Here is a 13,238-nt window from a genome sequence, read left to right as displayed (position 1 = left end):
CCGGGGTGAGGCCGCCCACAGGCCGTTGGTCCCCTACGAACCGCGGTAGTGGCCGTTCCACATGATCCAACCGACCCCTCGGAGCCGGGGTGACCTGGCCTTATCCCCTCCTTACACCCCCGGGGGCGTTGCGCCTCTGGTGCGACTCCCACTAGTAAATGGGGTCGTTGCGGGCGACCCACGGGGCCGGTTACAACTGTTCGAGTCGCCGGAACCGCCCGGTCCACTACCGGGCCGACTCCTTACGGGTTCCCCCGCCGTTGAAGTCTTGTACAAGTCTTCGAGACGTCCGGCCGAGCGCGACGACCATGTCCCCGACGTTAGGTTTCGCGTTGTCTTTCGCCGCCCGTTTCACCGCTCGTAAGAAGTCCATCGCCGCCGCCGGCGCCACGGTGCTCGCCGCCGCCGGTGTCGCCATGGCCGCCGCCCCGGCCCAGGCCGCCCCGACGAGCGCCCAGGCCATCGCGCAGAAGATGATGCCGGCGCAGCAGTTCCAGTGCTTCAGCAAGATCGTGAACCACGAGTCCGGCTGGAACCCGTCGGCCACCAACGCCTCTTCCGGCGCGTACGGCCTGGTCCAGGCCCTGCCCGGCTCGAAGATGGCCTCCGCGGGCGCCGACTGGAAGTCCAACCCGGCGACCCAGATCAAGTGGGGTCTGAGCTACATGAACGACCGTTACGGCAGCCCGTGCGGTGCGTGGAGCTTCTGGCAGCAGAACAGCTGGTACTAAGCCGTACCGGCGACGGAGTCGAAGAGTCGCACGATCTGCGGCAGCGACTTTCCGAAGGCCCCGCTGTGGCCGACCGCTCCCTGGTCGGTCACTGGGACCTTCTTCCCGTGTGCGGCCAGTTGCCGGGCGCAGCTGAGCGTGTTGCCGATCGGCACGTCGGTGTCGCCGCTCGCGGTGTAGAGCCGGACTGGCACGCGGGGCTTCCAGTCGCAGGTGTGGTCGTTGTCCCGCATGGCGTCGAGCAGGGCGCCTCGGGGATGCTGGAGCCGCTCGTAGAACTCCGGCGTGAGCATCTCCTTCACGGTGCCGGGCAGCGCCGTGAGTACCTCCTCCGTGGTGTGCCGGGTGTCGAGCAGCCCCTCGACGACGGCGGCGTACGGCTCCCGGAAGGCGTCCGCCGTGTTCGCGTACAGGGGGCGGAGCCGATTCTGCGCGGTGAGCCAGTACGCCATGTACAGCACCCCGCTGGTGTCGTTCACCCGCCCGTCGAAGAGCGCGGGCACCTCTTGTCCCGCGATGTCGTACGGTCCCGACACCGGCGCGAGCGCCTTCAGCCGGAAATGGGCGTCGGCGCCCTGGCTCAGCGCCCGGCCGAGCGCCATGGCGACCTGCCCGCCCTGTGAGAACCCCGTCCCGTACACGTCCCCGGTCAAGGGGCGCCCCAGTTTGCGGGCGGCGGTTCGTGTGGCCCGCAACATGTCGAGCGAGGCGGACACGGCCGAGGGGGTGTCCATGTAGGGGTGCGGGCCGGGCCCCCTGCCGAGGCCCAGATAGTCGGGCGCTGCGACGGCCCGGCCTACGGAAGCGTGCAGATAGGGCGACAGCCGTCCGTCGTCCTCGCTCGCGGAGGGCGCGTAGTCCCGGTCGACCATGGTGCCGTGGGTGTCCGCGACGACATCGAGCCGGGTGTGGCGCCCGTCATCGGGCAGCACGAGCAGGCCGGTGGCGGTGGTGCCGATGCCTTGCGGGGTGAGTGTGCGGTACGTGAGGCGGTATCCGCGTACGCCGTGGCGGACCTCGCTGCTGTCGATGCCGGCCGACGTGAGGAAGTCGGAGACCTGGGCGGGGGTGCGGGTGGACACGGCCTCGACCTTGACGAGATCGCCCCGCTGGGCAGGGCGGGCCTGGACGGTCGGGGCGGCTGCCCCGACTCCCCCCGCGACAAGGGAGAGGACGGCGGCGATCCGAACACTGAGATGAACCATCCCCCGACCGTAGGCACCCCCGCGCACCGCGAACATCCGGCAACCCCCCGCACCAACAGGGGTCCTGGGCCCACCCCCTGGGGGCGTTCCGCCCTTCCGGGGCGGCCGCCCGCGCAGTTCCCCGTTCGCGGATTGAGGGCGCTCGTCCTCAAGCGCCGGACGGGCTTGGGTGGCCCGTACCGGCCGGCGCCGAGTGGTTGAGGGGCGCGGGGTCCGGGGCGGAGCCCCAGCCGGGTCTCATGACAGGCGTTGGATGATCGTGCCGGTCGCCAGCGCCCCACCCGCACACATCGTGATCAACGCGAACTCCTTGTCCCGCCGCTCCAGCTCATGCAACGCCGTTGCGATCAGACGGGCCCCGGTCGCCCCCACCGGATGCCCGAGCGCGATCGCACCCCCGTTCACGTTCACCTTCTCCAGGTCCTGCTCGAAGACCTGCGCCCAGCTCAGCACCACCGACGCGAACGCCTCGTTGATCTCGACGAGGTCGATGTCGCGCAGGGACATCCCGGCCTTCCCGAGCACCGCGCGCGTCGCGTCGATCGGCCCGTCGAGGTGGAAGTGCGGGTCGGATCCGACCAGCGCCTGCGCCACGATCCGGGCCCGGGGCCTGAGCTTCAGCGCGCGGGCCATCCGCTTGGACGCCCACATGATGGCCGCCGAACCGTCCGATATCTGCGAGGAGTTGCCCGCCGTGTGCACCGCCGTGGGCATGACCGGCTTGAGCCGCCCGAGCGCCTCGATGGACGTGTCGCGCAGCCCCTCGTCGCGGTCGACCAGCCGCCACATGCCCTGCCCCGCCGCCTGCTCCTCCTCCGTCGTGGGCACCTGCACGGCGAACGTCTCGCGTTTGAAGCGCTCCTCGCCCCAGGCCGTCGCCGCCCGCTCCTGCGACAGGAGCCCGAGGGCGTCGACCCGCTCCCGCGTCAGCCCCCGTTTGCGGGCGATCCGCTCGGCCGCCTCGAACTGGTTGGGCAGGTCCACGTTCCATTCGTCGGGCCAGGGCTTGCCGGGGCCGTGCTTGGAGCCGGAGCCGAGCGGCACCCGGGACATCGCCTCGACACCGCAGCTGATCCCGACGTCGATGACTCCCGCCGCGATCATGTTCGCGACCATGTGGCTGGCCTGCTGCGAGGATCCGCACTGGCAGTCGACGGTGGTCGCGGCGGTCTCGTACGGCAGCCCCACCGCGAGCCAGGCGTTGCGCGCCGGGTTCATGGACTGTTCGCCGGCGTGGGTGACCGTGCCGCCGACGATCTGTTCGACGCAGTCGGCGTGAATGCCGGTGCGGCCGAGGAGTTCGCGGTAGGTCTCGCCGAGCAGATAGGCGGGGTGCAGATTGGCGAGCGCGCCTCCGCGCTTGCCGATGGGCGTGCGTACGGCTTCGACGATGACGGGTTCCGCGGCCATGAGCTCGTCCTCTCCTGACACAGCCGCTGGGTGTCCCGGCACCGCACGGCCACGAACTGATACGCGTTCTAGTTCTGAGTGCAGTCTTATGAGAGCTACCCCGGGTACGCAAGGGTTGTGCACGCCTCTCATGGGCAGTTCAGTGCGCAACAGATGACGCCGCGAGCCTTGCTTGTTGTAGAACCCGTTACTACCTTTCCCTCAACTTCTGATGGACCGTCAGACATGGAGTGGCCGATGCGTTGCCCCCACCTGCCCGACGGGTTCGACTTCACCGACCCGGACCTGCTCCAATCCCGCGTACCGCACCCGGAGTTCGCCGAACTGCGCGGCACCGCCCCGGTGTGGTGGTGCGCCCAGCCGACCGGTATCGCCGGCTTCCAGGACGACGGCTACTGGGCGGTGACGCGGCACGCCGACGTCAAGTACGTCTCCACCCACCCGGAGCTGTTCTCCTCCACCACCAACACCGCGGTGATCCGCTTCAACGAGTCGATCAGCCGCGAGCAGATCGACGTACAGAAACTGATCATGCTCAACATGGACCCGCCCGAGCACTCCCGGGTCCGCCAGATCGTCCAGCGCGGCTTCACCCCGCGCGCGATCCGCTCCCTGGAGGGCGCGCTGCGCGACCGCGCCCGCTCCATCGTGGACGCGGCGCTGTTGGAAGCCAACAAGAACGACGGCGCCTTCGATTTCGTCACCAACATCGCGGTGGAGCTCCCCCTCCAGGCCATCGCCGAGCTCATCGGCGTCCCCCAGGAGGACCGCACCAAGATCTTCGACTGGTCCAACAAGATGGCGGCGTACGACGATCCCGAGTACGCGATCACCGAGGAGATCGGCGCCGAGGCGGCGATGGAACTGGTGTCGTACGCGATGAACCTGGCGGCGGCGCGCAAGGAGTGCCCGGCCAAGGACATCGTGTCGCAGCTGGTGGCGGCCGAGGGCGAGGGCAATCTGCTCTCCGACGAGTTCGGCTTCTTCGTCATCCTGCTCGCGGTGGCCGGCAACGAGACGACCCGGAACGCGATCAGTCACGGCATGCACGCCTTCCTGACCAACCCCGACCAGTGGGAACTCTACAAACGCGAGCGTCCCGCGACCGCTGCCGAGGAGATCGTGCGCTGGGCCACGCCCGTGGTCGCCTTCCAGCGCACGGCGACCCAGGACACCGAGCTGGGCGGCCAGAAGATCAAGGCGGGCGACCGCGTCGGCATCTTCTACTCCTCCGCCAACTACGACCCCGAGGTCTTCGAGAACCCCGAACGCTTCGACATCACCCGGGATCCCAACCCCCACCTCGGCTTCGGCGGCGGCGGCCCGCACTTCTGCCTGGGCAAATCCCTCGCGGTCCTCGAAATCAACCTGATCTTCAACGCCATCGCGGACGTCCTGCCCGATCTGCGCCTCGCGGGCGAGCCCCGCCGGCTCCGCTCGGCCTGGCTGAACGGCATCAAGGGCCTTGCCGTGAACCGTAGTTGACCGCTCCGGGCGCCCGTCGCCGCGCCGACCCGGCGCGGCCCCGACCCGGCGCGGCCCCGAACCGGGAGACAGGGTCCATCCCTCCTACGCCCCGGCCCCTGTCTCCTCTTCGCTCGCGGTCTTCTCCCGCAGGCCTCCTGCCCCCCGCCCCCCGCCCCCGTCCCCATCCGGAGCCGAAGTTCCCTTGCCGACCGCGCTTCCTACTGAAACAGTTGCGACAAGACTCCCTCGCGACGGAATCGGCAGGAAAATGGCAGCACAGCAACCGCATCAGCACGTGCACGACGATGCGTACGAAGATGCGTACGAAGACGCGCACGGGGAGGCCCGCCCGGCCGAACTGGCCGTCACGGAGCGCACCCGGCACCGGCGGCTGCGCGACCAGGGCAGCACCCGGGTGGCCGACCTCGACACGATCCTCGGCGCCGGTTTCGTCTGCCACCTCGGGGTCGTCGTCGACGGCACCCCGATGGTGGTGCCGACGGTGTACGGCGTCGACTTTGCGACGCGGACGCTGTTCGTGCACGGATCCGTCGCCAGCCGCAGCGTCGTCCGGGCTCCGCAGGCGACGGTGTGCGTGACCGTGACCCACGTCGACGGGCTCGTGCTCGCCCGGTCGGTCTTCGAGCACGGGGTCAACTACCGCAGCGCGATGATCTACGCCGTGCCCCGGCTGATCACCGGGGGCGACGAGCTGTTGCACGGTCTCAGGGTCCTGACAGAACACTGCGCACCCGGACAGTGGGACTACGCGCGGCGCCCCAACTCCAAGGAACTGGCGGCCACTTCGCTGCTCGCCCTGCCGCTGGACGAAGCGTCCGTCAAGGTGGCATCGGGGCCGCCCGACGACGCGGACGGACCCGACGGCGAGCTCGGCCTGTGGGCCGGCGTGATCCCGGTCCATACACGCTTCGGAGCGCCCGAGCCGGACCCCGCCCTGCCCGCGGGCACGGGCGTCCCCGCTCATGTGTCGGCCCTCGGCGACGGCTCCGCCGGCCCGGCCCGCTGACCCGGCGGCCCGACCCGCTGCCCTGCTGACCGCTGACCCACTGCCCCGCCGACCCGCGCCGACCGGCCCAATCGCCGAGCCGCACAGAACCGGAACCGCGGGCACCGCACCGTCGTCGTAGCTCCCGTCGGCCGACAGTGCCGATCGACCAACTGCCGGAGCGATCGATCACACGGGGGTACGAGGGCATGACGGGCGCGCGGGGACCATGGCGGCGGGCACTACTGGTGGCCATGACGCTGCTGGCGCTGCAACTGGGCTCGCTGGTGGCGCCCGCCTACGCCTGCGGCTGCGGGGCCATGGTGCCGCAGAGCGGGCGGCAGCTGAGCGTGCGGCAGGAGACCTCGGCCGTCCGGTGGGACGGCCGGAGCGAGCAGATCGTCATGCGGCTCACGGTCGACGGGAACGCGCCGCGCGCCGCGTGGATCATGCCGGTGCCGAGCCGGGCGACGGTGAAACTGGGCGACCGGCACCTCTTCGACCAGCTGGAGCAGATCTCCGCGCCCGTGCACCGCACCCGCGCGTACTTCTGGCCCAAGGACGGCGACTGGCCGTTCGCCGAGGACCGCCGTGTCGGCGACGGCGCGCCGCGTGCGGGGGCGACCCCGCCCGTGCAGGTGGTCGGCCGGGAGCGCCTCGGCCCGTTCGACGTGGCCACGCTGACCGCGACCGACCCGACGGCGCTGCGCGACTGGCTCGCCCACAACGGCTTCCAGCTGCCCCCGGCCCTCGCCACCGAGCTGCGGCCCTACGTCGACCAGAAGTGGGAGTACGTGGCGATCCGGCTCGCTCCCGACCAGGCCGGCCGGACGCTGGGCGGCCCGCTCGATCCGCTGAGCCTGACCTTCGCCAGCGAGCGCCCCGTCTATCCCATGCGTCTCTCGCGCCTCGCGAAGACCCCGCAGACGCTGGACCTCTATCTGCTGGGCGCCCACCGGATGGAAACGGCGTCCGCCATCGGGGGCGACACGCCGCAGACGCTCTTCGCGGGCCGGGTCGCGAACCCGGGCGGCGCGCTCGGCGAGCTGACGGGCCACGCCCCCTCGGTCTACGTGACGGCCCTGACCCAGCACTTCCCCCGGCCGGCCGGGATCACCGGTGATCACGAGATCCGTCGGGCACCCGCCGACACGGACTTCCAACGCGCTTGGTACACGGATGAGTTGATGACCGTGGGCGGAGTCCCGGCCTGGCTCCTGACGGTGGGGGGCGCGCTGGTGGTGGCCGTCGGGGCGGGCCTCGCCGTGTGGCGGCTGCGGACCCGGCGGACGGCCGCGGGCCCGTACCCGAGAGCCGTGTAGCACACTGATCGCGGACGGACCATGGACCATGGACCGTGGACGAGGTGGAGGCGCGCCGCCCGGCGCCCTTCCGAGGAGAGGTGTCGCGTGCCCAGCGTCGTAAAGATCAACGTACTGACCGTGCCGGACGAGCAGCGCGAGGTGCTGGAGAAGCGGTTCGCCTCGCGGGCGGGGTCGGTGGAGAACTCCGACGGCTTCGAGTGGTTCGAGCTGCTGCGCCCGGCGGAGGGCACGGACCAGTACCTCGTCTACACGCGCTGGCGCAGCGAGGAGGACTTCCAGAACTGGATGGCCACGTCGATGCGCGGGGCGCACGGCGGCGGGCAGGGCGAGGGCGGCGAGCGGCCCAAGCCGGCGGCGTCCGGATCCACGCTCTGGTCCTTCGAGGTCGTCCAGCAGGCAGCGCCCAAGGCCTGATCCGGCCGGGTCGGACCGTTCGCGCCCGGCCGGGCGTTTTAATTCGGTGGCCGGGGTGTGCGCCGCCGGGGTAGGCAGGGGGCCATGAGTTGGATCATGGCTGCCGAGCGGCCCGACACCCCCGACGCGAGCCTGCTGCGCCGCGATTACTACGACGAGGTGGCGAGCCGGTGGTACGGCCGGCCCGCCACCCCCGCGGAGATCGAGCGCGGGCTCACCGACGACGGCGCCGACCAACTCGGCCAGCCCACAGGCGACTTCGTGGTCGGGCGGTACGAGGGGCGACCCGCGGCGTGCGGCGGCGTGCTCCTGTTCGCACGGGCGCCCGTGATCGACGGGACGTCACCGGCGACCGCCGAACTCACCCGTGTCTTCGTCCGCCCCTTCGCCCGCGGGACCGGGGGCGGCGGGGCACTGCTCCACGCCCTTGAGGACGCGGCCCGTCGCCTCGGCGCGCGCCGGGTCGCCCTTGACACCCGGCACGACCTGGTCGAGGCACGGGGCCTGTACGCGAAACACGGCTACCGCGAGGTGGCCCCGTACAGCGAGGGCCCCTACCGCGAGCGCTGGTTCGCGAAGGAGCTGTAGCTGTAGCTGTAGCTACAGGGTCCTGCTAGGGCTTGGGCTGCGCCTCCCCGTGTCCCTGGGTCCTGAGGTCCTGGCGGGCCAGCGGCGAGTGCGGCTGTTCCTCGTCGGAGCCCGACATCTCCGCGGAGAGCTCCGTCACCAGCTTCACCAGGTCGGTGGGACGGTCCGGGCCCCACCAGTCGCCGAGCAGCTCGGCCAGGGACTCCTCGCGCGCAGCCGACAGGCGGACCGCGGTCCGCCTGCCCTCGTCCGTGAGGACCAGCGGCATGCCGTCGCGCTCGGCGAGCCCGCGCTCCTCGACCTGGCGGGCCGCATCGGTGATGACGTGCAGCGGTACGGGGCTGCGCTCGGCGAGCACCCCGGGGTCGGCGGACCCGTACTTGTTGATGCGCAGGAGCAGCCAGCTGGCCGCGGGCTGGAGGTCGAGGTCCGCCTTGCGGGTGATCGTTTCGTAGATCTCGCGGCGCCCCTCACGGGTGCCGAGCACCGAAAGGGCGCGCGCGCACTCGTCGTAGGAGGACCGCTCGACGGGGTTCGAGGCGAGGGTCTGGCTGGTGTCGGGCGCGGTGACCGCGCCCCGCAGCTTGTCCTCCTTGAGGAACCACGCGGTCACGAACGCGAGGAGGACGACCGGGGCCGCGTACAGGAAGACGTCGGTGATGGACGACGCGTAGGCGTGCAGCACGGGTTGGCGTGCGGCGGGCGGGAGTTGACCGATGGCGCGCGGGTCGGCGGAGATGGTGGCGGGGCCCACGCCGGGCGGAAGCCGCCGCCCGGCCAGGGCGTCGGAGAGCTTGCCGGTGAGCCGGTTGGTGAAGATCGTGCCGAAGATGGCGACGCCGAACGAGGCTCCGATGGAGCGGAAGAAGGTGGCGCCCGAGGTGGCGACGCCCAGGTCCGCGTAGTCGACGGCGTTCTGCACGACCAGGACCAGGACCTGCATGACCAGGCCGAGGCCGGCGCCGAAGACGAAGAAGTAGACGCTCATCTCCCAGGTGGGGCTCGTCTCGGAGAGCCGGTGCAGGAGCAGCAGGCCGATGGTGGTGACCGCCGTGCCCGCGATGGGAAAGGCCTTCCACCGCCCCGTGCGGGACACGACCTGACCGGACGCCGTGGAGGTGAGCAGCAGACCCAACACCATGGGCAGCATGTGCACCCCGGACATGGTGGGCGAGATGCCGCGCACGACCTGGAGGAACGTCGGCAGGTACGTCATCGCGCCGAACATGGCGAAGCCCACGACGAAGCTGATGCCGGCCACGAGGCTGAAGGTGCGGATGCGGAACAGCTTCAGCGGCAGGACCGGCTCGACGGCCTTGCGCTCCACCGCGATGAACGCCACGAGCAGCACCAGGCCGAGCACCGCGAGCCCGATGATCTGTGCCGAGGCCCAGGGCCACGTCGTGCCGCCGAGCGAGGCGACCAGGACCAGGCAGGTCGCGACGGAGGCGATGAGGAAGGTGCCCAGGTAGTCGATGGTGTGGCGGGTGCCGCGCGACGGGATGTGCAGCACGGCGGCGATGACCAGGAGCGCGACGACGCCGATGGGCAGGTTGATGTAGAACACCCAGCGCCAGCTGAGCTGTTCGGTGAAGAACCCGCCGAGCAGTGGGCCCAGCACACTCGTCGCGCCGAAGACGGCGCCGAACAGGCCCTGGTACTTGCCGCGTTCGCGCGGCGATACGAGGTCGCCGACGATCGCCATGGACAGGACCATGAGGCCGCCGCCGCCGAGGCCCTGGAGCGCGCGGAAGCCGATCAGCTCGCCCATGTTCTGCGCCACGCCGCACAGCGCGGAGCCGATGAGGAAGATGACGATCGCCGCCTGGAACAGCTTCTTGCGGCCGTACTGGTCGCCGAGCTTGCCCCAGAGCGGGGTGGCGGCGGTGGACGCCAGCATGTACGCCGTGACCACCCATGACAGGTGCTCCATCCCGCCCAGCTCGCTGACGATGGTCGGCAGCGCCGTCGAGACGATCGTCTGGTCGAGCGCGGCGAGCAGCATGCCGAGCAGCAGCGCGCCGATGGCGACCAGCACGGTCCGCCGTTCGTGCCCCTCACCGGGGGCGACGGTGGCGGGAACGGTTCCCTGAGCCATGGCCCACGTCCCATCCGTTGGTGTGCTCGGACTCGTCACACCATCTTGATCGGAATGTACGGAAATGGCCTGCCGGAGCACGGCCGCACACCCCGGGCGGCCGCGGGGCGCCGGGCATAATCGCTCGCAGTCCAAGGGGAGGGGACCCGACGATGACCGGACACGGCTGTCCTGAATGCGGCGCGGAACGCGGGGTGGACGGCAGACCCGGCTGCGCCTGCGCCCCGCGCACCGCCGCGACCGCGCACGCCGGACGCTCGGCGGAGGCCGCCGCCGCCGAGGACTTCGACCCGCTGCGCATCCGGCCGTACGTCGTCCTGCCGAACGGCGCACCGCCCCCGGCCGACGGTGTGGCGACCGACGCGGGCGCCGACGGCGACGCGGACGCCCACAGCCACGCCGGTGCCGACGGCGACGCCGACCGGACCACGCGGTTCGGGGTGACCGCTCCCCCGACGGTGGGCCCGATCGCGGCGGCCGTGACGGCACAGGGCGCGGCCGGGGGTTCGGCGGACGGGGGCACGGCGCCGGGGAGCGACTCCGTGGGCGCGGGCACGGCCGCGATGCCCTACCCCGCCCACCGCTCCTTCAGTCCCGGCCGGCCCGCGGCGGGCGCACGGAGGCGCAGGCGACGCCGGCTCGCCGTGCTGACCATCGGGGCCGCCACCGCCGCCGTCATCGCCACGGCGGCGTTCGCGAGCACCCTGTTCGCCGACGACGCGACGCCGAAGCAGGCGCTGCCCGACGCCGTGGACACCGGGGTCCCGTACAGCGGCGCCGACACCGCGTCCGCGGCCCCCTCGGCCTCCGCCCCGCACACGAGGAAGCCCGCCCCGAGCCGCTCGGCGTCCGCGTCGGCCCCGGTCGCGCCGTCGCCGTCGCCGTCCGGGACCTCGTCCGCGTCCCGGGCCGCCGCGCCGGGCCCGTCCAAGTCCGCGCCCGCGGCGCCCCCGCCCTCCGCGTCCCCGCGGTCCTCGCGCGCCCCCGAGGGCAAGCCCCTCGCGCCGCCCCCGAGCCAGCCGCTCCGGCGGGGCGACAGCGGGCCCGGGGTGCTCGAACTCCAGGAGCGGCTGGGCCAGTTGGGCCTCTACACCGGCAGCATCGACGGCACCTTCGGCTCGCGTACGGAGCGCTCGGTGCGCGACTTCCAGTCCTATCTCGGCGTCAGCGGCGACCCGGCCGGGGTGTACGGACCGCAGACGCGGAGCGCCCTCGAATCGGTGACGGACCGGCCCTAGACGGGTGACGGACCGGCCCCGGAAAAGGGGGCGGGTGGCACAAACCCCTCCTCGTTTTGTATCGTGGTGGAACAAAGTGATCCCTGCCTGCACTCCCTGACCGGCGGGCGGGGGTCACCTTTGTCTTTGCGTCACCCCTGTTCTTCCGTCCCCCATGCGCCCTCCCGCGCTCTGGAGTCCGCCGATGTCGGCCAGCACCACGACCACCACCGTCCTGACCGCCCGCGCCCTCCTTTTGGACATGGACGGCACGATCGTGAACTCCGACGCCGTGGTCGAGCGCTGCTGGCGCCGTTGGGCCGAGCGCAACGGCCTCGACCCGGAGGCCGCCCTCAAGGTCGTCCACGGCCGCCAGGGCTACGCCACGATGGCCGTGCTGCTCCCGGACCGGCCGATGGAGCAGAACCACGCCGACAACAAGGTGATGCTCGCCGAGGAGACCGCGGACACCGAGGGCGTCGTGCCGGTCGCCGGGGCCGGTGCCTTCATGGCCGCCATCGCCGAGCTGCCGCACGCCCTGGTCACCTCCGCCGACGCGGCACTCGCCCGTGCCCGCATGACGGCCGCGGGACTGCCGATGCCCGAGGTGCGGATCACGGCCGAGTCCGTGGGCGCGAGCAAGCCGGACCCGGAGGGCTTCCTCAAGGGCGCGGCCGAACTGGGCTTCGCCCCGGCGGACTGCGTCGTCTTCGAGGACTCCGAGGCCGGCATCGCGGCAGGCAGGGCCGCGGGGATGCGCGTCGTGGGCGTGGGCCCGCGGGCGGGTGCCCACGAGCCCACCGTCCACGTCCCCGACCTCACGCACCTCACCGTCACCGCCGGCGCGGACGGCGCCCTGCGCCTGGAGATCACCGGCTGACGCCGGGCGCCCGCTGCACAGACGCCAGGCCTCCCGGACCGGCGTCGGGCAGCCCCCGCACGAACGGCCCCCGTCCTACCACGGGGGCCGTTTTCGCATCCCGGCCCCGGGGCACCGGCCCCGGGGCTCGGTCGCGAAGACCGGCCCCGAAGGCCGGCCCCGCGGCTCAGCCCGCGATCGCCTCGAACAGGCTGAAGCCGGCGAGGGCCAGCATCAGGCAGGCCGCCACCTTGGTGATCAGGCGCAGCGGCACATGCTTCATCAGGGTCCGTCCGCCCACGATGCCGAGCCCGGCGACCGCCCACAGGCCGAGCACCGCACCGATACCCACGGACAGCGGGCTGTCGTACCGCGCGGCCAGGTTGGCGGTCATGATCTGGGTCAGGTCACCGAACTCGGCGACCAGGATGAGCATGAAGCCGGCCCCCGACACCTTCCAGAAGGACTGGTCGGCGGGCGGCTTCACTTCCTCGTCGTCCTCGCCCTTCTTGAAGAGCAGCATCGCCGCGCCCGCGAGGAAGAGCACGCCGACGATCGCCTGGAGCAGCCGGTGCGGCAGCAGGGTCAGCACGCTGCCCGCCGCGATGGCGAGGACGACATGGACGGCGAAGGCGGCCGCGACGCCGACGAAGACGTACGACGCCTTGTAGCGGGTGCCGAGCATCAGTCCGGCGAGCGCGGTCTTGTCGGGGAGTTCGGCAAGGAAGATCACGCCGAAGGTGATCGCCATGATCGTGAAGCTGAGCACGGAAGGGTTCCTCTATCGGTCGGGCGTGGCCGCACCGAGAGCAGTTCCGAGCTGGATCCGGGGTCGCTTCGGCACGGCGGCGCCATGAAGGTCATGGTCACTGCGGCCGAAGGTCTCGCTGGCGGGGCCCTCACGGGCACTCGCCTCCG

At 71.7% G+C, this 13,238-nt stretch carries 12 protein-coding genes; 8 read left to right on the top strand and 4 right to left on the bottom strand.

The features are described 5' to 3' along the window. The first annotated feature begins 308 nt into the window (after nucleotides 1-308). Nucleotides 309-731 (top strand): transglycosylase SLT domain-containing protein, encoded by a 423-nt coding sequence (locus OG432_RS24870; protein ID WP_328313177.1) that lies wholly within the window; start codon nucleotides 309-311, stop codon nucleotides 729-731. Here OG432_RS24870 and OG432_RS24865 read toward each other — a convergent pair. Together OG432_RS24865 and OG432_RS24860 are read right to left on the bottom strand one after the other, a co-directional pair. Then, complete coding sequence (locus OG432_RS24865) at nucleotides 728-1,936, bottom strand: alpha/beta hydrolase (RefSeq protein WP_328313176.1); 1,209 nt, start codon at nucleotides 1,934-1,936, stop codon at nucleotides 728-730. The two genes, OG432_RS24870 and OG432_RS24865, sit on opposite strands and share 4 nt — an antisense overlap. Before the next feature lie 237 nt (nucleotides 1,937-2,173). Then, the gene (locus OG432_RS24860; protein WP_328313175.1) at nucleotides 2,174-3,346 is read right to left on the bottom strand and encodes a steroid 3-ketoacyl-CoA thiolase; all 1,173 of its coding nucleotides are present in this window, start codon (nucleotides 3,344-3,346) and stop codon (nucleotides 2,174-2,176) included. 237 nt (nucleotides 3,347-3,583) lie between these two features. Between OG432_RS24860 and OG432_RS24855 the strand changes: the two genes are divergently transcribed. The 5 genes from OG432_RS24855 (at nucleotide 3,584) to OG432_RS24835 (ending at nucleotide 8,146) form a co-directional block, all read left to right on the top strand. Next, on the top strand, nucleotides 3,584-4,831 hold the full coding sequence (locus OG432_RS24855; protein ID WP_328313174.1) for a cytochrome P450: 1,248 nt from the start codon (nucleotides 3,584-3,586) through the stop codon (nucleotides 4,829-4,831). A gap of 250 nt (nucleotides 4,832-5,081) precedes the next feature. After that, a complete protein-coding gene (locus tag OG432_RS24850; protein ID WP_328313173.1) occupies nucleotides 5,082-5,840 on the top strand; it encodes a pyridoxamine 5'-phosphate oxidase family protein in 759 nt (252 codons plus the stop codon). Between the two features lie 233 nt (nucleotides 5,841-6,073). After that, nucleotides 6,074-7,141: a DUF2330 domain-containing protein gene (locus tag OG432_RS24845; protein ID WP_328313172.1), complete on the top strand. Its 1,068-nt coding sequence runs from the start codon at nucleotides 6,074-6,076 to the stop codon at nucleotides 7,139-7,141. 87 nt (nucleotides 7,142-7,228) lie between these two features. Then, nucleotides 7,229-7,558, top strand: coding sequence for an antibiotic biosynthesis monooxygenase family protein (locus tag OG432_RS24840; RefSeq protein ID WP_328313171.1), 330 nt, complete (start codon nucleotides 7,229-7,231; stop codon nucleotides 7,556-7,558). Nucleotides 7,559-7,642: 84 nt separating this feature from the next. Continuing rightward, entirely contained in the window at nucleotides 7,643-8,146 is a 504-nt protein-coding gene (locus OG432_RS24835) for a GNAT family N-acetyltransferase (protein ID WP_328313170.1), read from the top strand. A 25-nt stretch (nucleotides 8,147-8,171) separates the two neighbouring features. On the opposite strand, the gene OG432_RS24830 is transcribed toward OG432_RS24835, so the two are convergent. Then, entirely contained in the window at nucleotides 8,172-10,325 is a 2,154-nt protein-coding gene (locus tag OG432_RS24830; protein ID WP_328313169.1) for an MDR family MFS transporter, read from the bottom strand. Between the two features lie 113 nt (nucleotides 10,326-10,438). Here OG432_RS24830 and OG432_RS24825 point away from each other — a divergent pair, with 113 nt between their 5' ends. Further along, nucleotides 10,439-11,482 carry a peptidoglycan-binding domain-containing protein gene (locus OG432_RS24825; RefSeq protein WP_328313168.1) on the top strand — a complete coding sequence of 348 codons (1,044 nt, stop codon included), beginning with the start codon at nucleotides 10,439-10,441 and terminating at the stop codon, nucleotides 11,480-11,482. A gap of 184 nt (nucleotides 11,483-11,666) precedes the next feature. Further along, the gene (locus tag OG432_RS24820) at nucleotides 11,667-12,341 is read left to right on the top strand and encodes an HAD-IA family hydrolase (protein ID WP_328313167.1); all 675 of its coding nucleotides are present in this window, start codon (nucleotides 11,667-11,669) and stop codon (nucleotides 12,339-12,341) included. Nucleotides 12,342-12,507: 166 nt separating this feature from the next. Here OG432_RS24820 and OG432_RS24815 read toward each other — a convergent pair whose 3' ends face one another. Further along, on the bottom strand, nucleotides 12,508-13,089 hold the full coding sequence (locus OG432_RS24815; RefSeq protein WP_328313166.1) for a TMEM165/GDT1 family protein: 582 nt from the start codon (nucleotides 13,087-13,089) through the stop codon (nucleotides 12,508-12,510). Nucleotides 13,090-13,238: the final 149 nt, after the last annotated feature.

The organism is Streptomyces sp. NBC_00442, from assembly GCF_036014195.1.
Taxonomy (GTDB): Bacteria; Actinomycetota; Actinomycetes; order Streptomycetales; family Streptomycetaceae; genus Streptomyces.
This window is presented reverse-complemented; position numbering and strand designations above follow the sequence as displayed.

What these genes read in the sequence shown, in the direction of transcription:
- OG432_RS24870 (WP_328313177.1), top strand. Translation starts at nt 309, where the DNA reads ATGTCCCCGACGTTAGGTTTCGCGTTGTCTTTCGCCGCCCGTTTCACC.
- OG432_RS24865 (WP_328313176.1), bottom strand. Translation starts at nt 1,936, where the DNA reads ATGGTTCATCTCAGTGTTCGGATCGCCGCCGTCCTCTCCCTTGTCGCG.
- OG432_RS24860 (WP_328313175.1), bottom strand. Translation starts at nt 3,346, where the DNA reads ATGGCCGCGGAACCCGTCATCGTCGAAGCCGTACGCACGCCCATCGGC.
- OG432_RS24855 (WP_328313174.1), top strand. Translation starts at nt 3,584, where the DNA reads ATGCGTTGCCCCCACCTGCCCGACGGGTTCGACTTCACCGACCCGGAC.
- OG432_RS24850 (WP_328313173.1), top strand. Translation starts at nt 5,082, where the DNA reads ATGGCAGCACAGCAACCGCATCAGCACGTGCACGACGATGCGTACGAA.
- OG432_RS24845 (WP_328313172.1), top strand. Translation starts at nt 6,074, where the DNA reads ATGACGCTGCTGGCGCTGCAACTGGGCTCGCTGGTGGCGCCCGCCTAC.
- OG432_RS24835 (WP_328313170.1), top strand. Translation starts at nt 7,643, where the DNA reads ATGAGTTGGATCATGGCTGCCGAGCGGCCCGACACCCCCGACGCGAGC.
- OG432_RS24820 (WP_328313167.1), top strand. Translation starts at nt 11,667, where the DNA reads ATGTCGGCCAGCACCACGACCACCACCGTCCTGACCGCCCGCGCCCTC.